28 protein-coding genes are annotated in these 24221 nt (G+C 36.7%); 15 read left to right on the top strand and 13 right to left on the bottom strand.

Annotated elements, in window-relative coordinates:
- Positions 1-40 precede the first annotated feature (40 nt).
- A complete protein-coding gene (locus tag DU508_RS03045; RefSeq protein WP_115401365.1) occupies positions 41-319 on the top strand; it encodes a SelT/SelW/SelH family protein in 279 nt (92 codons plus the stop codon).
- 23 nt (positions 320-342) lie between these two features.
- Here DU508_RS03045 and DU508_RS03040 read toward each other — a convergent pair whose 3' ends face one another.
- Complete coding sequence (locus tag DU508_RS03040) at positions 343-561, bottom strand: DUF6965 family protein (RefSeq protein ID WP_115401364.1); 219 nt, start codon at positions 559-561, stop codon at positions 343-345.
- 218 nt (positions 562-779) lie between these two features.
- Here DU508_RS03040 and DU508_RS03030 point away from each other — a divergent pair, with 218 nt between their 5' ends.
- Both DU508_RS03030 and DU508_RS03025 read left to right on the top strand, forming a co-directional pair.
- Positions 780-1856 carry a PAS domain-containing sensor histidine kinase gene (locus tag DU508_RS03030; RefSeq protein ID WP_115401362.1) on the top strand — a complete coding sequence of 359 codons (1077 nt, stop codon included), beginning with the start codon at positions 780-782 and terminating at the stop codon, positions 1854-1856.
- An 89-nt stretch (positions 1857-1945) separates the two neighbouring features.
- Entirely contained in the window at positions 1946-2596 is a 651-nt protein-coding gene (locus tag DU508_RS03025; RefSeq protein ID WP_115401361.1) for a response regulator, read from the top strand.
- A gap of 196 nt (positions 2597-2792) precedes the next feature.
- Here DU508_RS03025 and DU508_RS03020 read toward each other — a convergent pair whose 3' ends face one another.
- Positions 2793-3167: a response regulator gene (locus tag DU508_RS03020; protein ID WP_147273583.1), complete on the bottom strand. Its 375-nt coding sequence runs from the start codon at positions 3165-3167 to the stop codon at positions 2793-2795.
- Between the two features lie 199 nt (positions 3168-3366).
- Here DU508_RS03020 and DU508_RS03015 point away from each other — a divergent pair, with 199 nt between their 5' ends.
- Entirely contained in the window at positions 3367-3645 is a 279-nt protein-coding gene (locus DU508_RS03015) for a hypothetical protein (RefSeq protein WP_115401359.1), read from the top strand.
- A gap of 76 nt (positions 3646-3721) precedes the next feature.
- On the opposite strand, the gene DU508_RS03010 is transcribed toward DU508_RS03015, so the two are convergent.
- The 3 genes from DU508_RS03010 to DU508_RS03000 all read right to left on the bottom strand — a co-directional run bounded on the left by DU508_RS03010 (position 3722) and on the right by DU508_RS03000 (position 6287).
- Positions 3722-4090, bottom strand: a complete 369-nt coding sequence (locus tag DU508_RS03010; RefSeq protein WP_115401358.1) for a hypothetical protein — start codon at positions 4088-4090, stop codon at positions 3722-3724.
- 598 nt (positions 4091-4688) lie between these two features.
- Entirely contained in the window at positions 4689-5492 is an 804-nt protein-coding gene (locus tag DU508_RS03005; protein WP_115401357.1) for an alpha/beta hydrolase, read from the bottom strand.
- A gap of 237 nt (positions 5493-5729) precedes the next feature.
- Positions 5730-6287 carry a YciE/YciF ferroxidase family protein gene (locus DU508_RS03000; protein ID WP_115401356.1) on the bottom strand — a complete coding sequence of 186 codons (558 nt, stop codon included), beginning with the start codon at positions 6285-6287 and terminating at the stop codon, positions 5730-5732.
- Positions 6288-6649: 362 nt separating this feature from the next.
- On the opposite strand from DU508_RS03000, the gene DU508_RS02995 reads away from it, so the two are divergent.
- On the top strand, positions 6650-6913 hold the full coding sequence (locus DU508_RS02995; protein ID WP_115401355.1) for a SemiSWEET family sugar transporter: 264 nt from the start codon (positions 6650-6652) through the stop codon (positions 6911-6913).
- 89 nt (positions 6914-7002) lie between these two features.
- Positions 7003-7215: a hypothetical protein gene (locus tag DU508_RS02990; RefSeq protein WP_115401802.1), complete on the top strand. Its 213-nt coding sequence runs from the start codon at positions 7003-7005 to the stop codon at positions 7213-7215.
- A 247-nt stretch (positions 7216-7462) separates the two neighbouring features.
- Here the strand turns inward: DU508_RS02990 and DU508_RS02985 are convergent, their stop codons facing one another.
- From DU508_RS02985 to DU508_RS02970, 4 genes are all read right to left on the bottom strand, one after another.
- Positions 7463-7987, bottom strand: a complete 525-nt coding sequence (locus tag DU508_RS02985) for an RNA polymerase sigma factor (RefSeq protein ID WP_115401354.1) — start codon at positions 7985-7987, stop codon at positions 7463-7465.
- A gap of 157 nt (positions 7988-8144) precedes the next feature.
- Complete coding sequence (locus DU508_RS02980; RefSeq protein ID WP_115401353.1) at positions 8145-9152, bottom strand: SDR family oxidoreductase; 1008 nt, start codon at positions 9150-9152, stop codon at positions 8145-8147.
- Positions 9153-9241: 89 nt separating this feature from the next.
- Positions 9242-9448: a hypothetical protein gene (locus DU508_RS02975; RefSeq protein ID WP_147273582.1), complete on the bottom strand. Its 207-nt coding sequence runs from the start codon at positions 9446-9448 to the stop codon at positions 9242-9244.
- Positions 9449-9460: 12 nt separating this feature from the next.
- Positions 9461-9778, bottom strand: coding sequence for a DUF3175 domain-containing protein (locus DU508_RS02970; RefSeq protein WP_115401351.1), 318 nt, complete (start codon positions 9776-9778; stop codon positions 9461-9463).
- A gap of 72 nt (positions 9779-9850) precedes the next feature.
- On the opposite strand from DU508_RS02970, the gene DU508_RS02965 reads away from it, so the two are divergent.
- The 3 genes from DU508_RS02965 to DU508_RS02955 all read left to right on the top strand — a co-directional run bounded on the left by DU508_RS02965 (position 9851) and on the right by DU508_RS02955 (position 12446).
- On the top strand, positions 9851-10975 hold the full coding sequence (locus tag DU508_RS02965) for an AI-2E family transporter (protein ID WP_233509384.1): 1125 nt from the start codon (positions 9851-9853) through the stop codon (positions 10973-10975).
- A 10-nt stretch (positions 10976-10985) separates the two neighbouring features.
- Positions 10986-11345, top strand: coding sequence for a response regulator (locus DU508_RS02960; protein ID WP_158542119.1), 360 nt, complete (start codon positions 10986-10988; stop codon positions 11343-11345).
- A 96-nt stretch (positions 11346-11441) separates the two neighbouring features.
- On the top strand, positions 11442-12446 hold the full coding sequence (locus DU508_RS02955; RefSeq protein ID WP_115401349.1) for an LLM class flavin-dependent oxidoreductase: 1005 nt from the start codon (positions 11442-11444) through the stop codon (positions 12444-12446).
- Between the two features lie 171 nt (positions 12447-12617).
- Here the strand turns inward: DU508_RS02955 and DU508_RS02950 are convergent, their stop codons facing one another.
- The 3 genes from DU508_RS02950 to DU508_RS02940 all read right to left on the bottom strand — a co-directional run bounded on the left by DU508_RS02950 (position 12618) and on the right by DU508_RS02940 (position 13769).
- Positions 12618-13022 (bottom strand): GlcG/HbpS family heme-binding protein, encoded by a 405-nt coding sequence (locus DU508_RS02950; RefSeq protein ID WP_115401348.1) that lies wholly within the window; start codon positions 13020-13022, stop codon positions 12618-12620.
- Positions 13023-13188: 166 nt separating this feature from the next.
- A complete protein-coding gene (locus DU508_RS02945; protein ID WP_115401347.1) occupies positions 13189-13380 on the bottom strand; it encodes a hypothetical protein in 192 nt (63 codons plus the stop codon).
- 188 nt (positions 13381-13568) lie between these two features.
- Positions 13569-13769 carry a hypothetical protein gene (locus DU508_RS02940; protein ID WP_115401346.1) on the bottom strand — a complete coding sequence of 67 codons (201 nt, stop codon included), beginning with the start codon at positions 13767-13769 and terminating at the stop codon, positions 13569-13571.
- Positions 13770-14059: 290 nt separating this feature from the next.
- On the opposite strand from DU508_RS02940, the gene DU508_RS02935 reads away from it, so the two are divergent.
- Positions 14060-14722 carry a hypothetical protein gene (locus DU508_RS02935; protein WP_147273581.1) on the top strand — a complete coding sequence of 221 codons (663 nt, stop codon included), beginning with the start codon at positions 14060-14062 and terminating at the stop codon, positions 14720-14722.
- Positions 14723-14733: 11 nt separating this feature from the next.
- Here DU508_RS02935 and DU508_RS02930 read toward each other — a convergent pair whose 3' ends face one another.
- Complete coding sequence (locus DU508_RS02930) at positions 14734-15432, bottom strand: FadR/GntR family transcriptional regulator (protein WP_115401344.1); 699 nt, start codon at positions 15430-15432, stop codon at positions 14734-14736.
- Between the two features lie 178 nt (positions 15433-15610).
- Between DU508_RS02930 and DU508_RS02925 the strand changes: the two genes are divergently transcribed.
- From DU508_RS02925 to DU508_RS02905, 5 genes are all read left to right on the top strand, one after another.
- Complete coding sequence (locus tag DU508_RS02925; protein ID WP_199562632.1) at positions 15611-18946, top strand: SusC/RagA family TonB-linked outer membrane protein; 3336 nt, start codon at positions 15611-15613, stop codon at positions 18944-18946.
- A gap of 10 nt (positions 18947-18956) precedes the next feature.
- Positions 18957-20528 carry a RagB/SusD family nutrient uptake outer membrane protein gene (locus tag DU508_RS02920; protein ID WP_115401343.1) on the top strand — a complete coding sequence of 524 codons (1572 nt, stop codon included), beginning with the start codon at positions 18957-18959 and terminating at the stop codon, positions 20526-20528.
- A 93-nt stretch (positions 20529-20621) separates the two neighbouring features.
- Positions 20622-21566, top strand: coding sequence for a dihydrodipicolinate synthase family protein (locus tag DU508_RS02915; RefSeq protein ID WP_115401342.1), 945 nt, complete (start codon positions 20622-20624; stop codon positions 21564-21566).
- A 59-nt stretch (positions 21567-21625) separates the two neighbouring features.
- Complete coding sequence (locus tag DU508_RS02910; RefSeq protein WP_115401341.1) at positions 21626-22783, top strand: kelch repeat-containing protein; 1158 nt, start codon at positions 21626-21628, stop codon at positions 22781-22783.
- Complete coding sequence (locus DU508_RS02905) at positions 22780-24012, top strand: MFS transporter (RefSeq protein ID WP_115401340.1); 1233 nt, start codon at positions 22780-22782, stop codon at positions 24010-24012. Before DU508_RS02910 ends, DU508_RS02905 begins: the two co-directional genes overlap by 4 nt.
- The last annotated feature ends 209 nt before the right edge of the window (positions 24013-24221 follow it).

Here is a 24221-nt window from a genome sequence, read left to right as displayed (position 1 = left end):
ATGCCTTTATTTTAGTCTAAATTTTTATCTTGCTCCAATTATGAAACCCACAATTACCATTGAGTATTGCCCAAAATGTGGCTGGATGCTTCGTGCCGCTTACATGGCTCAGGAGCTTCTTCATGCTTTTACTGAAGAAATTAAAGGTGTAATGCTTATACCAAGTGAAATTGGTGGCGCTTTTTTCATTTCAATTGATGATCAACTTATTTTTGATCGTAAGCAGATGGAAAGATTTCCTGAAATTAAAGAACTCAAGCGTTTGGTTCGCGATCATGTAAGTCCTGAAAAGGATCTCGGCCATACTGATCATAAGTAACATAAGTAATTAATAGCTTAATATTAAGCATTAGATTCTATAATGAGCTTTAATGTTTTTAGTCTTTCAATTAACGGCTGGTTTACCTTGGCTGTTAAATTTGCTTTTAACGGGTGGAAATGACTTTGAAGAAAAAGGTCATAATCGGTTATCTCTGTTGCCTGATTTAAATAAATCGGTACCTGCTGTTTGCCTGCGTTTCTGAAAAAATCCTCTAACTCCTGAAGTTCCTGCATTGTCATGCCCCGAAGTTACAAATGAATATCCAACAGATTTAAATAAAATTTGCTGCTTCTGCTATCTTGTTATTTTTCAGCTTATTTAATTGTGAACATTGTTTTTTCAAAAATCCTGCTTTTCTTAAAAGGAGATTTAATACGTATTTACAAAAAAAACAAAACCATTTTCCAGATTCTGCGTTTCTGATTTGCTCTTGCAGCCTAATTAAAAAATCAGCCAAATGAAAGAAATAAACAGTGAATTATTTTGTCAGATTGGAGAAAGTTCTAATGACGGTTACTTCATCTATCACTTAAAAACTGAAAGTTTTGCCTATATCAATTCAGGGTTGGCCAAGATTTGGGAAATTGATAAAGAAACCATTTTAAAACAAACCCATAGTCTTTTTAATGCAATATATGAAGATGATAAGGAACATGTTGTATTCTGTTATGAAGAATGCCTGGAAGATATGACGCCCAAAAAATATGAGTTCAGACTTGGGTTTTCCAATTCAAGAGAGAAATATGTTAAGGCCAGCATTTATCCGTTGCAATTTAAAAACACCGTAATTTGTGGAATAGTGGAAGATATTACTGTTGAGCGCCACAATAAATTACATATTGAGCAGATTAATTACCGTAAAAATATTACCCTGGAAGTATTATCCCATGATTTGAAAGAACCTTTGGGCATGATGAAATTAACAGCATCATCCATGGAGAAAGGCATCGCCAAAATAGGCGATAAAGAACTGCAAGAATCGATGGGGTTTATTGTAGATATGTGTGAACGCAATAATCGTTTGGTCAGAAGTCTCATTAATCATGAATTCTTAAAATCAAGTGAGGTGGAAATTAAAAAGGAGCGGGTAGATTTGGTTTGGGAGTTAAAAGATGCATTGCGCTTTTACCGGAGATCCAGGTTACGGGAGGTAAGGAACTTTGAATTCAGCAGCAATAAAGACCGAATTTATCTGGCATTGGATAGTATGAAATTTCTTCAGGTAATCAATAATTTAATATCGAATGCAATTAAGTTTACAGATGAAAACGGAACGATAGGAATTACAGCCGAGGATAAAGAGAATACTGTTATCGTTTCCGTATATGATGATGGTATTGGGATTCCGGAAGAACTGAGAGCTGATTTATTTAAACGGGGAGAACAGGGTTTAAAGCTTGGCTTAATAGGTTTAGATTCCGGAGGTTTAGGCATGGGTATAATTTACAGTATCGTAGAGATGCATCATGGTAGAATCTGGTTCGAAACTGAAACCGGAAAAGGAACAACCTTTTATGTAGAATTACCCAAATAAATACGTGATTTCACACAAAATGCACAAGTTTTGAGCATATCAAATATAGGCTGTTTTCTGAATTACTTTCCTTCAATTATATTTGGTTTATGATCAAAATAATCCTGGTAGATGACCATCACTTAATGCGTGAGTCGCTTACCGCACTTATGGATAAATACGAATCGGTTGAAGTTGTGGCAGATGTTGCTAATGGACGTGAACTGCTCAGTTTAATAGATGCTGGTATACAGGCTGATATCATTCTATCTGATGTGTTAATGCCTGAAATGGATGGAATTGAAATGATTCCATTGGTAAAAAAAAGGTCTAAAAATCTAAAAGTCGTTCTCTTAAGTATTTTAGAAGATGAAAAATATGCCTCGAATGCTTTTTTAGCTGGAGCGAGTGGCTATCTCCTTAAAAGTGTTGGTGCTGATGAGCTGATGTTTTGCCTGCAACATGTAATGAAAGGACATCAATATGTTTCATCAAGTCTTTGTATTTCAATCCTAGAACGCTTTAACAAACAGCTTGTTATGCTTTCTCCTGAACAGGGCCACCGGCTACAGTTTTCGGAAAGAGAACTGAGTGTACTCAAGCTAATAGGTGAAGGAATGACAAATCAGGAAATGGCCGACAGATTGTTCTTAAGCAGACGAACTGTTGAAGGATTAAGGCAGGCACTTATTGATAGAACAGGCTGTAAAAATACGGCAGCTTTAGTTCGTTTTTCCATATTAAACGGGTATGCCGTTTAAAGAAAAACCTCATTTTTGGGGTAAAAAAACAATTATTTACAGAATCAGTATATTATTGCGTATTTATACTTTTTGCCACGGTAATTGCCCACTCGATAAATTATCCGAGCCTGGCTTTAAATAGGATTTAAAGCTGTCGATAAAAATTGAATTATGCATTAAGCATTTCTTTAAATATCAGTTGTGTAAATGCTCATTAAATTAAGCGCTTTACCATTCCAATTACCTCATCCATATCAAACGGCTTATTGATTATACCATCTTCCTTTGAAGGAATTTTTTCGATTTGTGTGGGCAATAAAGCGGAAATTAAAACAATAGGTAAATTTTGGGTGGCCTTATTTGCTTTAAGTTCATTGCAAATCAATCGCCCGTCACTTTGGCCCAATTGAATATCTAAAAACAAAACATGTGGCTTAAAATCTTTGATTAAGGGAAGAAGTTTTCTGGAAGATTGAATGTGAGCTGCCTCAAACCCCCCTTGTTCCATGATCATGGAAAGCACTTCTGCATTGGAATGGTCATCATCAAGAATCAATATTCGCTTAACCATCGTATTTGTGAAATTCAAAGCACTAAAGTTAAGTTTTAAAAACAGTAGGCTTTAAGTATAAATACTTGGTTATATACGTTTATTGATGAATCTTTGGTAACGTTTTAATAGAAATAACCTGTATCAACCGCATTTGTAAAAAAGTTGTTGTGGTTTCAAAAATCTCTTTTTAAAATCAAAATGATTAGCTATTTTAAGAGTATCAAATCCTTGAAATATGGAAAAAAATCAAGAGTATGTAAAAATTCCTAATTTCCTTGATCGCATTAGGAATGAATGGCCTGGAATGATCGATCGCTTTGAGTTCAAAACGCCTACAGTTATTTATGTTCATTTAAAAGAGGGAATATCCAGTATGGATTTTCTCGGGCGCCTGTCAAAAAAGGTTGAACGAATGATCGACTTTAGTATTCCCATTATTCTTTATCATGTAGAGCGTGACGGCTTAAGCATCCGTTCTCATCCAATTAACTGGTATTCAACCATTGAAAATTAATTGGTATTTACTATTGATTTACCCTTAATTAAGGGATTATTGGGACATTAAAAATAATGTCCCAATAATATTAATATTATTCTGATTCAACTGATTGATTTCTTGTTAGTTTGGCCGTATAAACCACTGCTGCGGCTAAAACTGCCGTTAAAAATATACCTTCTACTAAATTGGCGGTTTTCTTTCTTCTTAGCCCTTTGTATATTTTATAGGCAGCAATACCACCTAAACCAGCCAACTCAAAATTAACCGGGCTGGCAAGATCCCTCTTAGGAGAATGAGACAAAGTGGTGTTTACACTTGAATCAGCAAGACTAAGACTTTTTGCTATCCTTTTTTCGAGCGTTGGTTTAGTTAAATATATGCCAAATCCCATTCCTGCAGCTCTAATTCCTTCAATTAAAACGCGATAGATCAAATTTTTTTTGGTGTTTGTTGCTGTCATTTTGTTGTGTTTTAATATGTTAATGTGTAAAGTCTATTGTTTACATATTACCTGGATTAGTTCAAACAATCACAAATATTTTGTTGTTTTGTTATTAATATCTTAATCATCCTCTCAATCATAATAAAATGGAACAAGGCAGGCGACCAGAGCAAACAGAACATAGCGTGAAAGCTAATTTCTATAGTATATTAATTGTAGTAATACTTGCCCTTGTTATTTCTGTATTTCAACCAGACCTTTGTAAAGGTTTTCATAAATTAATGGTGGTTGTCCAAAATTTTCGAAAACATTGATACTTCTGCTTTTTATCATCAGTAATTCTTTTGGCTTAACAATTTAATTTTTGCCATTTGTTAATCACTTAAAATCAACACCATTTATTTTTTAAAGTTTTAATAAATTGTAATTGTTATGCTCAAAAGGAAATTACAGAGTAAAAAAGAGAGATCAAAAAGTCCTGTTCAGTCATCATCTTCAACTCGATTGAGATCTTAATAGGTTTTTCCATTGAGAAAGTTTAAGACTATCTTTAATGAGTGCTCTTATATCCTATAGAAAAACTGGTTGGACTTTAAATAGCTTATTATCGCAGAAGTTAGATCTGCTGTATATTCTCATTTACCAGTGGTTTCCCCACCTGATTTGCGATCCATTCTTCCGTAAATGAAGCTACTTCTTCCCAACCTGTTTCGTTGCAGATATAGTGACTTCGGCCACTGAACTCTTTTATGTCAGTCACGCTGTTTTCATCAGTGTAGGCTTTATGTTCCTTTTCAATTAAAGAAGCCGGGCAGATCATATCTTCAGATGCTGAAAGGAATAGTAATGGCGCATGAGGTAATTCTACATCTATATCCGCTGAGTCGCTCATACAACTCCTAAATACATTCCGGCTATCGGGCGTTGCGGTTTTTTCAAATTCAAATTGTGCTTCATCGTCATTCAACGTATTTGCAAATGCTCCCTTAAATGTTTCTAAATCCATTGGTATTGGCTCATTGCCTTTAAGTGGATTGGCAATCGTTGCTGCATTCTTGAAGAAAGACCAATCGAAGGTGATCATATTATTTGGCGCTACCGAACAAATTGCTACGGCTGCACTTACCGTTCCTCTTGCAAGCAATAGTTGAGCAATTAAACCGCCCACTGAATGCCCGATAACAATTGGCTTTTCATCTAATTTTAATATCATTGTTTCCAGTGGAGTGATGATATCATCCAGTACTAAATTCCCAAGGTTTTCAGAAATATGATTGCGTAATTTAACAGGCTCTCCCTCATGATAAGGCCATGCAGGCGATATACATTCATAACCTTTAGATTCAAAGAATGAGATCCATTTTTCCCAGCTCTTCGGGTTTTGGAACATTCCGTGTACAAATACAATTGTTTTTTTCATTTGTTTATATTTTTATGGGTAATGAAACGATCATGATTTATAATGATTACCCTGGGGGGCTTTAGTGAAATCAGGATGGTTCATAGTATTGATTTTTATATTTAGGACAAGCAATATTAAAAAAATGTTTAAAAAATAAGTCCTAAAAGCATAGCTATGGGGAATGCTGTAGCACTTTACCTGTAAAAAGAAAAGACTTCCATTTGGAAGCCTTTTCTAATTGTTGAAGATTATAACTTATTCGTCAGCAGCCTGAGCATTAATTGTTCCTTCTGCAATTTCTGTCAAAGCTACATCGGTAGCTTTTTCATTCTCAAGGGTTTGAGATAAAAGCTCAACAACATTTGTATGCCCCATATTTTCAGCAAAAACACGTAGCGTTCCATAAGTTGCAATTTCATAATGCTCCACCTTTTGTGCGGCCAGAATTAATCCAGCATCTCTGATCATTGTACCTTTTTCAGTTTCTTCAATAATCCCATCGGCTTCTTCCAATAGTCCGGCCATTGCATCACATTTTTTAGCAACTGCTTTTTCATCTAATAAAGAAAAAACTTCTTCTAATGTAGCAATGTGCTGCTCAGTCTCCTGCGTGTGTTTTTCAAAAGCATCTGCAAGTTCAGGACTTGTTGCTGCTTTCTTCATTTTTGGTAAAGCCTTGGCCAGATGTTTTTCTGCCCAATAAATGTCTTTAAGCTCATCAACAAAGAATTTATGAAATTCTGAGTCTTCCATTTTACCAGTTTTACCTGAAGGTTTCGTGTTTGCTTTTGTTTTTTTTGTTGTCGTTGCCATATTATTTTAGGTTGATGTTTGATTGAATAACCAAATTAAAACCACATAGTTTTAATGTTTGGCATGTTCAGTATAAATACATTTTTAAATCTGTATTGTTCATGTTATTATTACTTTTTTAGAAGTAAAATAAACGTTGAAATGGTGTTAATTTCCCGCGGATCAAGCTGATTTTATAGACCCGAAATGCTCAATGCAGCTAATTGTAAAGCACAATCCAGATACCTTTCTTTAAGATATCCATTTAAGGTAAGTGTGACCCCGATGTTTTCGCTAATTCAATTTTAAAAGCTTAGCAAGCTGTTCACATTCGTATATTAAAACAATTCGCTACAAATCGGGATTGTATAAAGAAATTAAATATGGATTTAAAATTAGTAATTGGTATATCTGCAGGCATTTTAACGGCATTGGCTGTTGTTCCTCAGGTTGTAAAAACCATTCGGACTAAAAAAGCAGCCCATGTTTCTCCATTTATGTTTTTGGTGCTTTTGGCTGGAAACGGTTTATGGTGTTATTATGGCTTTTTGATCTCCGATTTACCTATCATTATTACCAATGCATTTTCATTTAGCATGGATATTTTAATGCTGATTTTGAAGTATGTATACAGAGATCGGGATTAGATTTTATTTTAAAGAGGAAAACTGTTTTGCCTGAGGGATGGTTATACCATTAGAAATCTATGGTTTTAATCGGCTTTTAAATTTTAATGATGGAAAATAACAAGAACAACCCGCAAAAAGATAATGAAAAAACAAATGCTGATCATGTTGAAAAAACAGGTGTGATCCCAAATTCTGATTTAAGTGGGAGTGATGCTGATCTTGCATACAATGAAGAGGGAGAATTTAAGAATCCCGCTACTTCAAATGATGATAAATCTAAAGAAAATAAAAAGGGCTCAGATGCTGACCCTGATGAATAAAAGATATCATGATGAAAGGGAAGTTGTGTAAAAGTCTTATTAGATGGTCATATTGGTAAAAACCTATCGTTGTGGGTGCATTTTAAAATTTTGCGTCATACCCAATTCCCAATTGAATTGGATATCCTAATGCGTTTCAATGTGAAAGCTTAATATTTCTGCCTTTCTCTATCGCTCCCTCTGAAAATATTGCATCTATACAATAGTTTTCAGAGAAAGGACAGATTTGACTTTAGACAATCTTTTTTTATGCTCTGTAATAAGCATCATTCTTGTAATTTTTAAGGTTCTTTTTAAGTTCGATCCTTGCCTGGTGGATGTGCGTTTTAACCGTTCCAATAGGTAAACCCAGTTCCTCTGCAATTTCATGATATTTGTAGCCCTCAAAGTAGCGTACAAAAGGATCTCTGTAAACTTTTGGAAGCCTATCTAATGCCTTTTGGATATCATTCATCATAAATTTATTTTCAGCAACATTTCTGGTGGCACTATGACTTAGATTCGCGTAAGTAATCTCTTCTTCAGTTGTGATGAGCGCATTTTTCTTTGTTGTTTTACGGTAGTCGTTAATGAAGGTATTGCGCATAATCACAAAAAGCCAACCCTTAAGATTGGAGCCTTCCTCAAATTTATGAAAGAATCTGATGGCTTTCATCAGGGTATCCTGTACCAAATCGTTAGCATCATCAATATCCTTTGTAAACTGCAGCGCATGAGAGCGAAGTGAGCTTGCATTATTGTTAACAATGCAGCTAAATTCTGTTTTGTTCATAGGGGTTCTAATGTTTTAGGGTATGTGATTATAAAGCGGCAAACTTCATACCGATAATGATAAATGAGATTTATTTGCGTAAAACTACTTTTAATGTTTTAGTTGTTATTGTGTCGATAAACAGGGTCAGGACTGCTCATAACCTATATGTTTCGGCTTAAGGCTGACCAGCACCTCCGGCGGCACCGTAGATTTGTCCGGTTGAAAAACTTGCATCATTCGCTGCGAGCTGTACATAAATCGATGCAAGTTCTGCTGGTTGTCCTGGTCGGCCCAATGGTGTATCTTTTCCAAACTCTTTCAGTTTTTCGGGTGTGGAGCCTCCACCCATTTGCAGTGGTGTCCATATCGGGCCTGGTGCAACGCCATTTACTCTGATTCCTTTTGGTCCCAGTTGCTTAGCCAATGATTTAACGAAATTTGTTGTCGCTGCTTTTGTTTGCGCATAATCAAATAAATCAGGAGAGGGGTCTGTTGCCTGAACTGAGGTTGTTCCAATAATCGATGATCCTGGTTTTAAGTGTGGCAGTGCTGCTTTAATAATCCAGAATGGTGCATAAATATTGGTTTTCATTGTCCAGTCGAACTGGTCAGTGGTAATATCTAAAATGGATTGATTACTTTGTTGTCTTGCCGCATTACTGATTACAATATCCAAACCACCAAGTTGAGTAACAGCTGTATCTACCATTTTTTTGCAAAATGATTCATCACGGATATCACCAGGTATGGCAACAGCTTTTCTGCCAGCTTTTTTTATTAATTCCAAAACTTCTTTTGCATCTGCTTCTTCTTGTGGAAGATAGCCAATAGCTACATCAGCGCCTTCTCTTGCATAGGCAATGGCAGCAGCCCTTCCCATACCTGAATCTCCCCCGGTAATCAGCGCTTTTCTGCCAGCTAATCTTCCCGATCCTTTGTAACTGGTCTCTCCGTGATCTGGCCTTGGGTCCATTTTACTTGCCAATGCAGGCCAGGGTTGATTTTGATGAATAAAAGGAGGTCTTGGATATTTCGTAGTCGGATCTTCAAGTGCCAAAGCAAAGAAGTTTTGGTGTTGTGGCTGCTCAGCTGCATTTAAAACAGGCGAAACGGCAACGGCCGCTAATCCCAAACCTAAACCACCAATGGCTTTTCTTCGGGTCATTTTGTTTTCGGTATTCATATTTCAAGTTTTTAATAGGTATGTTATTTATAACCCACCTATTTTTAGCTTGGTTTTTATTTTTTGAAAAAAAATCTCCGTCAAAATGATTAAGGCCTTGGATTTGTTGCGTTTCCTAAGCTATCCTGAAGTTTCATGTTTGTAGTATCCATAACACCCATTGAATCTGTATCTACAGAGTCGATCAATGAGCTATCAGCCAAAGTGGTGTCTGAGCTGTTGCTTTTTTTATCGCTGTTACAAGCAGAAATGGCGATTACCACTGCTGCTGAAAAAATTAATAAGTGCTTTTTCATATCCATTTGCATTTAAGTATTGGGTTCTTTACCAAAGAGTTTCCTCAACTCTTTCTTGGCATCTTCAAGAACTTCCTTTTGTTCATTATCTAAATTTTTACCCGCTCTGTTAATGTAAAAAGTTAACATAGACATGGCAGAACGATATGGAGAAGATTTTCTTCTATCGCTTTCTTCAGCAGATTTTTTTAATGATGCAGCAATCTTTTTTGGATCTGTGGATTCAAATACATGAGCTTTTAAATCAAGTGCATCACTTTCTTCAGTTACTTTTGCCGACCATTTTTTGGTCTTGGTGCCATCTTGTTTTTTTGATTCTGCCTTTTTCATAATCCAAAATATGATTCTTAAATAACAGGAGTAGTTGTAATTTAGTTTCCATCAAAATAAAATTCCGGTTAAATGTTCTTATTACTGAAAGAAGGGTTTAAACTTTTTATGGTTTTGTCTGTTACAATAGGCATGGATAAACTTCAACGTAGCGTTTATATACTTTTATTGATTGTGTTTTTTTTTGGCGGGCTTTATATAGCGGGCTCATTTTTAATTCCTCTGGCACTTGCGGCGGTTTTCTCTATGTTGTTTATTCGTTTATGCAATTATTTTGAATCTAAAAAAATAAACAGATCTATATCAGCATTGATTTGCATTTTGATATTTGTATCTTCTATTTTATTGATTGTAAGCTTGTTATATTGGCAAATGGGTAGTTTGATCGAAAATCTGGATGAAATGAAGACCAGGTTGACCAGTATGATACAGGAAATCCGGACATGGATCAATCAAAAAGTTGGGATAGACAAGAATCAGCAAAAAGAGATTGTTAAACAAGGGAATAATCAAACTGGCGCTATGATAGCGGGTTTTGCTGTGAATGTGGTTAGTATTGCTGTAAATGCAATTCTGGTGCTGGTTTACATGTATTTGTGCCTGTTTTACCGTTCACATATCAAGAAATTTATCTTAAAGCTTGTTCCAAATGAGGAGGAGGACAGAGCGGCAAATATTGTGCATGAAAGTGGTCAGGTTGCGCAGCGATATTTAAGTGGTTTGGGCGCAATGATTGGAGTTTTATGGATTATGTATGGCATCGGTTTTAGTTTGGTAGGAGTAGAGAGCGCCATTTTCTTCGCTGTATTGTGCGGAATACTGGAAATTATTCCATTTGTTGGTAACCTTACCGGAACGAGCATTACTGTTCTTGCAGTACTGGCTCAGGGAGGAGATTCTAAAATGATAATTGGTGTGCTGATTGTTTACGGAACTGTACAATTGGTGCAAACTTATGTTCTGGAACCTTTAATTGTTGGCGAACAGGTAGATATTAATCCGCTTTTTACCATTATGGCGATAGTTTTAGGCGAATTTATATGGGGAGTTGCAGGAATGATCCTGGCTATTCCACTTTTAGGGATTGTTAAAATCATTTGTGATCGTGTTCCGGCGCTGCATCCTTATGGCTTTATCATTGGTCCGGCGAAACCTGTGGTTAAAAGAAAAAACCTTTTTAAAAAGAATAAAACATGAAACTCAATGTATGAAGAAAAAAATTCTCATAATAGATGATGACAATGATCTACAGGAGGTATTTCCACTCATGTTTAAGCACAAAGATTATGAGTTGAAACCCTTGCTGGATATAGAGAACATTGATGAGATCATATCGTCTTATAAGCCAGATTTAATTCTCCTGGATATCTGGATTGGCAAAATTGATGGCCGTGTGGTTTGTAATTACTTAAAGAGCCATGAATCAACCGCCCATATCCCGATTCTGCTTATCTCAGCCATATTGATAGATATTGATGATGCTCATTGTCGCCCAGATGCAATTATGCAGAAGCCATTTGAAATGGAAGAGCTCATCAATATGATGGATGAATTATTGGCTGAATAATTACACATTGTATCTTTAAGGTCATATCAATAACAATGATGTGTGGATCTTTTATTTAAAGGATATTTTTGTGCCGTAATTTATAAAATGCCGCACATGGATATTAGCTTATTGAAAAAAATCCCATATTCTGTACTTGATCTGGCCACTGTTTTAGATGGCTACATCGCTGCTGATACTTTTAAAGCGAGCCTGGAAATAGCCCGGCAATCAGAAAATTTGGGTTACAAACGCTATTGGTTTGCAGAACACCATAACATGGCTGGAGTAGCAAGTTCTGCCACTGCTGTATTAATTGGCTTCATTGCGGGTGGTACTAAAACTATCCGGGTTGGTTCGGGTGGCATTATGTTACCAAACCATTCCCCATTAATTGTAGCAGAGCAGTTTGGAACACTGGCTTCTTTATACCCTAACCGAATCGATTTGGGATTAGGGAGAGCACCAGGCACCGATCAGGTTACTGCAATGGCCATCAGAGGAGAAAACTTCCATGCTGTACACAATTTCCCAAAAGATATTGATCGTTTACAACAACTATTCTCTATAAATAATGCCCATTCCAATGTTCGTGCTATTCCAGGTGAAGGTCTTGATATTCCGATCTGGGTACTGGGTTCAAGTACTGATAGTGCGAGATTAGCTGCAGAAAAAGGCTTGCCGTATGCTTTTGCCAGTCACTTTGCTCCTGCATTTTTTGAGCAGGCCATTTCCATCTATAAAAACAATTTTAAACCTTCCATTTATCTTGCTGAACCTTACGTAATGGCCTGCGTTAATGTTGTTGCAGCAGATACAGATCATGAAGCAGAGATATTGTCAAGCTCAGTTAAGAAGATGTTTCTTGGTGTGATCACGGGAAAAAGAGAACGTTTAAAACCACCTGTAGAAAATATTGATGCGCATTGGGATGAATTAGAAAAAGAAGCTGTAGAGCAAATGCTATATTATTCTTTTATTGGAAGTAGAGATACAATTAAGCAAAATCTCACTGCATTTGTATCAAAATTCGGTGTGAATGAGATCATGAGTACCTCTCATATTTATGATCATCAGGCAAAATTATATTCAAATCAATTATTTGCAAGCGTATTTGAATAGGGAGCGTGAGTTTGACTAAATTAAAAGAGAGTGTCCAAAATTTGTTTATCTGAGTGAAGTATAGCCGGATCATGAGTTATGAATCTTTAAAATAAAATCATCTATTTCAGATTTCTATATTCAACTCTGGTTCCCCATTAATGGAAACAATTTCTGGACACTCTTTTATGATTATGATTTAAGTGCTGCTGCACCGGCGCTGGCAACTTCGTGATCCTGATCTACCGTTCCTCCTGAAACGCCTATGGCACCGATTACCGTACCACTTTCATCCTTTAAAACCACACCGCCGGGAAAAGTGATTAACCCACCATTCGAATGTTCAATATTGTATAATGGTTGTCCGGGTTGTGATAGTTTACCTATCTCGCCAGAATCCATATCAAAAAACCTGGCAGTTTTTGCTTTCTTTATTGAAATATCTATTGATCCAAGCCAGGCATTATCCATCCTATGAAACGCTTTTAAGTTTGCACCTTCATCAATTACGGCGATATTCATAGCCACGCCGATTTCCTTTGCTTTTGCTTTAGCAGCCGATGACATTTTTTCAGCTGATTCTAATGTTAAACTCATATTCAATCTTGGTTAAGTGTTTTCAAGTAACAATCATTAATTCGTTATTGTTCCGATAAATAATATCTTAATATGCAAATCAGAAAACACAAGTGGATGTTATTGTAAAAAACGGCTTAAAATAAGAGAAGTCAAGTTTTTAAAAACTTGACTTCTCTTCATTCAATTACCTCGGTGGCAGTTTTCTGGTGGTATCTCTTTTCAGTGTATCCCTCTTTAGCGTATCTTTTTTAGAGGGATCTTTTTTGTCCTGTTTTTTTGGCCATTCGGTTTTCTTTTTAACGGTATCAGGCCGTGTTTGCGCAATTGTGCCCAAGCTAAATGAAGCTAGCAGCAATAAAATCATTAGTTTTTTCATAGGATTTAGTGTTTTTATTGTAACTAACTGTAAAACCGTATGATTAATCTGATGGTTTTAAGTTTTTGAAAAAAAATAATGAGATGGTACAAACCTGGAATGTAAGAATAGAATGAAAAAGCGAATGGAGATCCAAAAGATCTCCATCTGTTTTTTTAGGAAAATAACGATTGGTGTAATTTGCCTTTTTAAGCTTTGACTTTTTTTGCTTTTCCTTCTGCCTTTTCCGGGATCTGAATGGAAAGAATTAAATCGATGCTCTCCGAATTTGTTTCGTAATCGGTAGCTATCTTTTCCCACTTTTTAAGTTCAAGTTGAAGATTTTCAATTTCCTTACTTAAAGATTCTATTTTGCTTTGAATTGATTTTCTAACGTTTGTGTTTGCCATACTACAAAATTATGATTTGAATATTAAATTAGTGTGAGTTGATTACCCACTAATCATATTTAAATGGCTTTTGTCTGTTTATCAAAAGGTTATAAAATTTATAAATTTTCAACATTTTCAACGGCTGAAATGTGAATATTTTTAGCCGCTGAAATACAGCCAGTAACGCGTTTTAACAAGCAGATATATGTATGTTGCTTTGTCGCTTAAGCACAAACCATTAAGTTTACAACTCAAAGAATACTGATTTAGTATTCGAAGATTATAGGAACCGAACATTTTAATTACCCTTGCAACTCTCTATTTTATCCTTTCAGGAAGATCGCCCTGTTGTACTTTCTGATTTGCGTTTCTTTATAACCGAGGCCGCTCATTATGTGATGGCCTTGAATTTTCAGCAGGAATTTGAATTATCGTATATCGACCTGAATGCCAAACCAAATGGTAAAGCTGGAATAGTAGGCTTAAAATTAATTCGGGATTCCAGGAAAACCATGCATCCAAAAATTTATGATCATTTGGCTTTAATTAACATATCATCGGTATGTGCGGCTACAATTTATACCAATGGAAAAGAAAAAGTTAACAAGGAAAAATCAAACTATCCTTCAAATGCTGAATTGATGGTTACTGATGCTTGCATGGATGACTATGAACATTTCAAAAAGAACATGTTACCGGTATCAAGACAGTTTTTGCTCCGCCCACTTTATACTGAATGGAATACCATTTTAACTGCGTTTAACTTTTTCTTAATGGACGGGGTTTGGGAAGCTGTGATGTTTATTGCATCATTTATCGCCAAGCATCAAAAAGAAGGTTGCGTTAGTCATTTGCAAATTTTTGATCAAATAGCCACTCAGGATTTTTACGCCATGTTATGTGCATCAATGGAAAATCTTCTCCATCATCGGTACCCATTGAGTAAAGAATCTTTGAAATTGGATTTGTGAATATCTGCTAATTAAGAAAATAATCTGCTAAAGTGATTTTCTAGGTGATTTCTCATTGCATTGCGAAAGAGTTCAGGAGATCCGTTTTCCAATATATCAACAAGACCTTTGTGTGAAACATACTTATGCAGGCTAATTTGCTTTTTAAGCAAGCCGCTGTTATGCACATAATCAAATATGGGCAATAACATATTTTGAAATTTCCTTAAAGTTTCATTCCCTGTGATATCATATAATTTCCCATGAAAAGCAATTTCATGTTCAATATTAAAAATATGATCTTGTGATGCATCTGGTTCGTTGTTTACGATTTTCTTAAGTTCTTCGATATCTTTTATGGTAATTCGTTGAAATAAAAAGTCAGCCATCCCAATTTCCAATACCAGCCTTATTTCAAATATTTCTCTAAGCGTATCCTGATCAAGAATGTGTGGATTCATGCTTTTACTCAAAACCCCAAATATATCTGGAGAGGTGATGACAGCGCCTTTTTTCTTTTTTGATTCGATTAAGCCCATTAGCCTCAACCTTAACAGCGCTTCTCTCACAACGGTTCTACTCACGCCTAAACTGCTGCACAATTCCAGTTCTGTTGGAATACTATCGCCAACTTTAAGCTTTCTTTCTTGTAAAAGTTGTACAAGGTTATCTTCAACCCGATCTACTAAAGAACTGGTATCTACCTGTTTAAAATTTGTAAGCGCGTCCATTATTATGTATAATTTATTTTTAATGATAAATGTGGCTTAACACCATTTAAAAGCAAATATATAGGATATGTTCCAAAAATTATCCACATAAAATTGATTTTTTATTTGCAAAACTATAAAATAATTCTGTACTTAGTGTTATTATGTATGACATAATAATTTAAACTGTAACCAAATTATGAAAGAAATTTACCAAACATTTGCTAAGCATTTGCTGCTTAGTATGGCTGTTTGCTTAACTACACTAGCAGCCATCGCACAACCGGGTATTATATCCGGTAAAATCACTGATGTTTCTGGAAGTGGCATTCCAAGTGCAAGCATCTTTATAAAGGGAACCAAAACCGGGGTTTCTTCTGATAATGACGGGCGATACCGGATCAGTGCAAAACAGGGAGACGTGCTGGTTTTTACCTTTACAGGTTACCTAACCAAAGAAATTGCTGTGGGCAGTAGCTCAAGCATCAATGTGAGTTTAGAAGAAGATAATAAAAATCTGGATGAAGTTGTTGTTTTAGGTTATGGTACTATCCAAAAATCAAAACTGACAGGTTCAGTTTCAAAACTTGATACTAAGGTTTTGGAATCGGGTATTCGTGCTAATCCGGCATCGGCCCTGGCCGGAACAATCTCAGGTTTAAGGGTTCAACAAACCTCTGGTCGTCCGGGTGCGGTACCTAGCGTTATTTTACGTGGGGGAACCAGTTACACGGGTGGCGGTTCACCATTGGTAATGGTTGATGGCTTTTTAAGATCTGGGTTTAGTGACATTAATCAGGATGATATTGAATCAATCGAGGTTTTGAAAGATGCTTCTGCCACTGCTATTTATGGTGCCAGAGCGGCTAATGGTGTGGTTTTGATCACAACTAAAAAAGGTAAGGCAGGTGTTTCAAATATTTCCATCAAATCTAAAGTAGGTATTAATAAGTTGAACATCCCTTTTGATTTTCTGGATGCTGAACAATATATATACTGGTCAAGAAAAGCGATAGAAACCTCAGGAATGTACGAGCCTAGTCGTTTAACTCAGCTAAATACAACTGGTCCATTTGGTACGGGCAACTTATATAAAGATGCTGCGGGAAATGTTCTTGATGGAAATTTAAATGCATCGGCGGTTTGGAGTCCAATGTTCAGAAGTGCGGTCAATGAGGAGTTATTATCAAAAGGCTGGAAAGTGATGATCGATCCCCTAAAAACGAATGCGGCAGGCGCTTACGATCCAAATGGGATTAATAGAGAAATCATCTTTAAAGATTTTAATTACTCAGATTACGCATTAAGAGATTACAGTTTAACCCAGGATTACAATGTATCGATGACTGGTGGTAATGAAAAGGGTAAATATTATGCAGGTTTAGGCAGTTACGATGAGAAAGGAATGCCAATTAACACGTTTTATAAACGTCTGACCTTCGTTTTCAACGGAGATTATAAAATCAAGCCTTGGTTAACATCCAGCTCGGGTTTAAATTTTGCCAATGCAAAATGGCGTGACGCCATCAATTCGGAAGGTAATTACCTTACCCGTGCACTTGGTGCCCCTCCAACAATGCGGGGTACAAATGAGAACGGAGATTTGTTGGTTGGAAGAGATTATCTGGATGGCAACCCTGCGGTTAATGATGATAAGTTCATTAGAAAAAACAACACTGATAAATTCACTTTAACCCAATCCTTTAAAGTGGATTTCTTGAAAAACCTATCATTAAGTGTTAGTGGGAACTACTTCTTTAACAATGGTAATTATGAATCTTTTAACAGGGATTTCTTGTCAAGCCCTGGAAATTACAATAGAACCCGTTCTTCATCAGCGTCATTTGATAAAGCCCTGAGTCAAACTTATAATGGAGTAGTTAACTACAAGGCTACCATAGCTTCTAAACACCACATTGATGCAATGGCAGGTTCTGAATACTTTGACGTTTATTCACAAGGTTTGTCGGCTTCGGGAAGCGGCGCACCTACAGATGATTTTTCTGATTTAATACTAACAAATTCAGACAAGGATAGAAGGGTTACCGATACCTATCATACACGTCAGCGTATTTTATCATTCTTAAGTCGTGTAAATTATGATTATGATGAAAAATACCTGTTAACCGCAACCTTACGTCGGGATGGTTATTCCAGATTACTGAACAATCGTTGGGGTAATTTCCCAGGACTCTCAGTGGGTTGGAATTTACATAAAGAGGATTTCTTTAAATCACTAACCGATGTAGTAAACAATTTGAAATTAAGAGCGAGTTATGGTGCTATTGGTAATGTAAGCGATGATTTTATTGGTGCATATACTTTGCAAGGCTCATATAGCTCCAACAAATATAACAGTAGCATTGGTTATTTACTTGGTAATATTCCGAACCCCAATTTACGTTGGGAAAGTTTAATTTCCAAAGAGGTTGGGTTAGAAACCCGTTTACTGAACAAAATCGATCTGTCGGTAGCTTACTATCACAGAACAACAAGTGACAAAATCGCATCATTAACTTTTCCAATCAGTGCGGGCATTACCTCAATTACTACTAATAATGGCGACATGCAAAACCAGGGTGTGGAGATCGACCTGAATTATAATGTTTTGAGGAACAAAGATTGGAACGTCAACTTTAATTTCATAATGGCCTATAACGCCAATAAGATTTTAAAACTTCCGGAGAATGGATTGGAGAACAACAGACAAGGCGGTTTTCAGGTTTATGACCCTAATAGCAAACAATTGATTTGGGTTGGTGGATTGCAAGAGGGACAAGACCCGAATATTGCCTATGCTTATCAAGCCAAAGGGATTATCAGAACTCAGGCCGATCTGGATGCTTATGCTTCATCAGGTTTTGTTGATCTGATTGGTGCAAGAAGACTTGTTCATCCTAATGTTTATAATGCGATGAGCGCCGCCGATAAAAACCTGCATTTTCCAATTGCATTGGGAGACGTGATGTGGACCGATGTGAATGGCGATAATGTGATTAACAGCTTTGACCGTGTTTATATGGGGCGCACAGTACCACGCTTTACAGGAGGTTTTGGTGCAAACGCAAGCTGGAAAGGAATTAACTTAAGTGTTCGCTTTGACTATGCTTTAGGCTTTGTGGCATATGATGGACCGAGAACATGGTTTGCGAGTAATGCGCAAGGTACATTCAATACCATATCTGAGGTTTTTGATACCTGGACACCGAGTAATCCCAATGCTAAGTTTCCAACTTATTACTGGGCCGATCAATTGTACAAAAACAATACCTTCCGCGAGTCGAGCATGTTCTACCATAAGGGAGATTATTTATCGCTAAGGGAAATTAATTTAACATACAGGCTGCCTGCCAAATGGACTAATAAATTAAAAAGTGAAGGAATTAATTTATCTGTAAGCGGGCAAAATTTAGCTTATTTCAGTGAATCAACCCTTTATTCACCAGAAAGTAGCAGTATTGGTACCGCTGGTGCCGGAACAGGAGGTTATCCGCTACCGAGAATCATAACTTTTGGTCTTCAATTTATTTTATAATCAAACTGCAATGAAAAAGATATTAATAGGCTTTGCCGCAATCATATTGAGCACTACGTTTAGTGCCTGTAAAAAGTTACAATTGGCGCCTGAAGATTATTTCGCCAGTGAGAGTTTCTGGAAAAATCCAGCTCAGGTAGAAGGAGGGATGGTTGGCCTTCATAATCAACTAAGAGGTTTCCAATTTACAATATTCAATCTTGGGGAGTTGCGTGGAGGAACTTTAAGAACAGGAACCAGTTTTACCGGAACGGCTTCCTTGAATTCTGCCAGCATCATCAATCAGGATATTCGCGAATCAAGTCCTGGAATCTCGGGTTGGTCTGGATTTTATCGCCCTATTTTTGATGTTAATAATTTCATCTATCAGGTGGAACAGGCCAATTATCTTTCAGCTGCTGATAAAGCCTACTATTTAGGCCAGGCTTATGGAATAAGGGCATTTTATTATTTCCATTTGTTTCGCACTTTTGGACGTGTGCCATTGGCTATGGAACCAACCCTGTTGCTTAAAAATCCAAAATCTGCTCAGGAAATGTACTTGCCACGGGCCAAAACAGAGAAAGAAACACTTGATTTTATTAAAGCTGATGTTGATAAATCCGTGTCAAGTTTTGGAGGTAATTACACCACCAAATTTCAAAAAGCACAGTGGTCGTTAGGTGCCACCCAAATGTTAAGGGCTGAAATATACTTATGGTCGGCAAAGGTTAAAATAGATGGTGTAGCATCAACAACAACTGTAGCAGATTTAGCCATTGCAAGAACAGCACTGGAAGATGTAATTCCTAAATATACATTATTGACCGATTTTGGAAATGTATTTAAATCGGCAAGCATTGCCGCGAGTAAAGGAAACAGTGAAATCATATTTGCCATGAGAAATCAATTTGGCGAAGCAACCAACAGTTATGCTCAGTTCATTTATGCCATTACAGATCCATTGAGTGGTTATGTTGATGATAAAGGTGTTGCAATTCCAGCTGATCCATTGCAAGTGAATGGTGGTGGCACCATCATTCGTTATGAATATAAAATAGAGCTTTACGATTTGTTTGATGCTGATGATAAACGGGCAAATGCTACCTTTTTAAATTTCAATAAAGGAACCATCCGGGCCACAAATCTTCGCAAGTTTCCAGGCGTGGTTGTAGAGGGGGCACGTAACTTCTCTGATGATTTTCCAGTATATCGTGTTGCTGATGCATATTTAATGCTTGCGGAAGTAAAAAATAAACAAGGCCAAAGTCTGGCAGCCGAAATCATGACCATTCGTAACCGAGCCTATGCGCCAAGTGTTGCACCAGCTTTTGTTAACGGAACTTTTGAGCAAAATGAATTGGCCATATTCACAGAAAGAACCAAGGAATTTGTTGGAGAGGGCAAGCGCTGGTACGATTTACTCAGAATGCAGGATGCATCAGGAAATCCACTTGTTTTCCGCAAAGATTTGCCTTTGGTTGGTGTGTTAGATAATATTACAGGACAAAATCATAAGATTTTATGGCCTATTGATTTGGCAACACTAAATCAGGATGAAACCTTAAAAGGAGATCAAAATCCTGGCTATAAAGGAACCTAAGCCACTAAAATTAATATTGAGTGCTAATCGCACTCAATATTAAAATAATACTACTTACAAGCTATATATATTTAGTCATTTTAATAATTATAAATGAAATACGAACATCTACAGGGGTTAATTGCCGCTCCATTTACGCCATTTGATCAAACAGGAAAATTAAATTTATCTATTATACCAGAATATTATCAGTTTCTAAAAGCAAACGGAGTTATAGGTGCATTCATCTGCGGTTCAACCGGAGAAGGAGTTTCCATGACCAGAGAAGAAAAGATGGATGTTGCCTCTGCTTGGGCAAAAGCAACAGCACATGATCAGGATTTTAAAGTGATGACTTTACTTGGAGGAACCTGCCTGGAAGATTGCAAAGTTATGGCCAAACACGCTTCTGAAATTGGTTTATATGCTGTATCATTTACTGCGCCATCATATTTTAAGCCAGCTAATGCCAGTGTTCTTGCCAAAATGTGTGCTGAAATTGCGGCTGAAGTTCCTGATATGCCCTTTTATTATTATCATATTCCAGTGCTAACAGGAGCTGATATTGCAATGATTGATCTTTTAACTGCGGTAAACAACATTCCAAATTTTGTTGGAATCAAATATACGCATGAAGATTTTATGGACTTTTTATCCTGCATGAACTTTGAAAATGGCAGGTATGATATGCTTTGGGGAAGAGATGAAAACATGCTTTCGGCTCTGGTTTTGGGTACCAAAGGTGCTGTAGGAAGTACTTTTAATTACATTGCTCCTTTATACCACCAGTTAATTGAAGCCTTTGAAAAAAACAATTTAAATGCGGCAGTCAAACTCCAACAAAAATCAATTGATTTTATACGATTGCTGGGTAAATATGGAGGAATTGCAACAGGCAAAGCTTATATGAAAATGGTTGGAATAGATTGTGGCGAATTCAGGTTACCGGTAAAAAACATGGATAAATCTAAATTTGATCAGTTTAAAACTGATGTGGAAAATCTGAACTTTCAAGCATTTAAATCGTCAGCAGAATTAAGAGATTCTTTTAAGGTTTAAATATCGCAAGCATAACCGAAATCTTGCGATATTGTCTTAACCTAATTCCAAATAGTTTAATGAAAATCATATACCTTACTTTCTTGCTTACTTTAACAATAACACCAGCATTAATGGGACAGGAAAAATCCATCAGTCAAATTGAGTGGGGTATTCCTGCACAAATCCCTCCATCAGTAAAACAAATAAAACCCATTGGTTTAGCCGGGGCAATATCGGGTATGCACAATGGCGTGCTCATTGTTGCCGGAGGAACAAATTTTCCAGAGGAAATGCCTTGGTTAGGCGGTACAAAAAAATATTATGATGATATTTTTGTTTATCAGGATATAAACTCAAACACATCTTTTCAGGTATCAAGAATCAGGTACAAACTACCATTTAACTTAGCCTATGCTGCTGTTTGCAGTACGCCACAGGGTATAGTTATTGCCGGTGGCGACAATGAAAACGGCTTGAGCAAAAAAGTTCTGTTATTGAAATGGAGTAAAGCTGATGAAATTCTGGGAATTGATTTTTTACCAGATCTTCCATTTGCGGTTACCAATGCGGCGATCACAATCGTTGATCAAACGCTTTATCTTGGTGGTGGCGAAACAGACTCAGGAGTGAGCGAACAATTTCTATCCCTCGACTTGAAACGATTATACATGGGGTGGAAAAAGTTGCCAAACTTAATACATCCTTGTTCACATGCTGTTATACTCGGAGCTGCACAGGTTGATCAAATATTTCTTATTGGTGGAAGAAGCAAGATACCGGGCCAGATTAGTACATTATTTAGCGGAGTATACGCTTATGATATCAAAAAAAATACCTGGGATGAAAAAAAATCGCTTTCCTATCCGCTGTCTGCAGCCTCTGGTGTGGTAAAGGGACATGATATCCTCATTTTTAGTGGTGATAAAGGAGAAACATTTCATAAAACAGAGGAATTGATTATCAATATTAACAAAGAGAAAGATCCGGCAAAAAAAGAAATTTTGAACCAACGTAAAATTGAAATTCAGTCTAATCATCCAGGTTTTAATCAAAAAGTATTGAAATACAATTTGTTAACAGATCAATGGTCAACATTGAAAGATAAGATGCCTTATGGAACAGTTACAGTAAATGCAGTAATATCAAATGACCTGGTTTTTATACCCGGTGGCGAAATTAAAGCTGGTGTTAGAACACCATCCATTTTGAGAGGAAAATTAAAATTCAATCAATGAGAGAAACTAAGAGATATGCCTGGGTTGTAGTGGCTTTGCTATGGGTTGTGGCTTTGCTAAATTATATGGATCGGCAGATGCTATCCACCATGAAGCCCGCAATGCAAATCGACATTGTCGAATTAAAATCGGCAACTAATTTTGGATATCTCATGGCAATATTTCTTTGGATCTATGGCTTTATGAGCCCGGTTGCAGGAATCATTGCCGATAAATTAAACAGGAAATGGTTGATCGTTGGAAGTTTAATGGTATGGTCGCTCGTTACTTTTTTAATGGGTTACGCCACTACGTTTAATCAGATCTACTGGCTCAGGGCATTAATGGGCGTTAGTGAAGCACTCTACATTCCAGCCGGACTATCATTAATCGCCGATTATCATACTTCCAAAACGCGATCTATTGCTGTTGGGATTCACATGACAGGCCTTTATATGGGACAGGCACTTGGTGGATTTGGTGCTACAATAGCCTCAAAATTCTCCTGGCAGGTTACTTTTCATTCCTTTGGCTTTATTGGAATTGCTTATGCGCTCATTCTGGTGTTTTTTTTAAGGGAAAAAAAGAACGTGGAAATTATTGAAGAGAAAATGATTCAGTTAAAGCCCTCTCTTTTTAAAGGTTTGGCACTTTTGTTCAGTAATATTTCATTTTGGATCATACTGATGTATTTTGCCATTCCAAGTTTGCCGGGTTGGGCCACAAAAAACTGGTTGCCAACACTTTTTGCCGATAATTTAGGGATTGATATGGCGCAGGCAGGTCCGATTTCTACCATAACTATCGCCGCCTCTTCCTTTTTAGGAGTAATTTTTGGCGGCATTTTATCAGATAGGTGGGTGCAAAAAAACATTAAGGGCCGCATTTATACCAGTGCCATCGGTTTGGGATTAACCATTCCGTCATTATTACTGATTGGCTTTGGTCATTCTTTATTTAACATTATTGGAGCAGCCTTTTGTTTCGGTTTTGGTTATGGAATGTTCGATGCGAATAATATGCCCATACTTTGCCAGTTTGTTTCTTCAAAATACCGCGCGACGGCTTATGGTATAATGAATATGACGGGCGTTTTTGCCGGGGCCTTTATTACCGATTTGCTCGGTAAATCTACCGATTCAGGTAGTTTGGGAAGAGATTTCGCCATGCTTTCGGTAATCGTATTCATCGCTCTAACGGTTCAGCTGTATTTTTTACGTCCAAAATTCAATGATTTTGAAGAGACCTGATTTAAAATAAAAAAAAAATCATTATGATTTTTCGACCTGCACAGTGGAATGAATAACCAGGTTTGAGAGTTCTTGAACAAAAAAGCAAACCGAGTTTACGAGCTTATTGATACCATTGAAAACAGTGGACGAAATATTAATAATTTATAACACATGAAAAATCTGATGGCCTCATTACCAATTACCATTAAACCGCTTAAATGGTTGAA

This window comes from Pedobacter chinensis (assembly GCF_003339865.1).
Taxonomy (GTDB): Bacteria; Bacteroidota; Bacteroidia; order Sphingobacteriales; family Sphingobacteriaceae; genus Pedobacter; species Pedobacter chinensis.
This window is presented reverse-complemented; position numbering and strand designations above follow the sequence as displayed.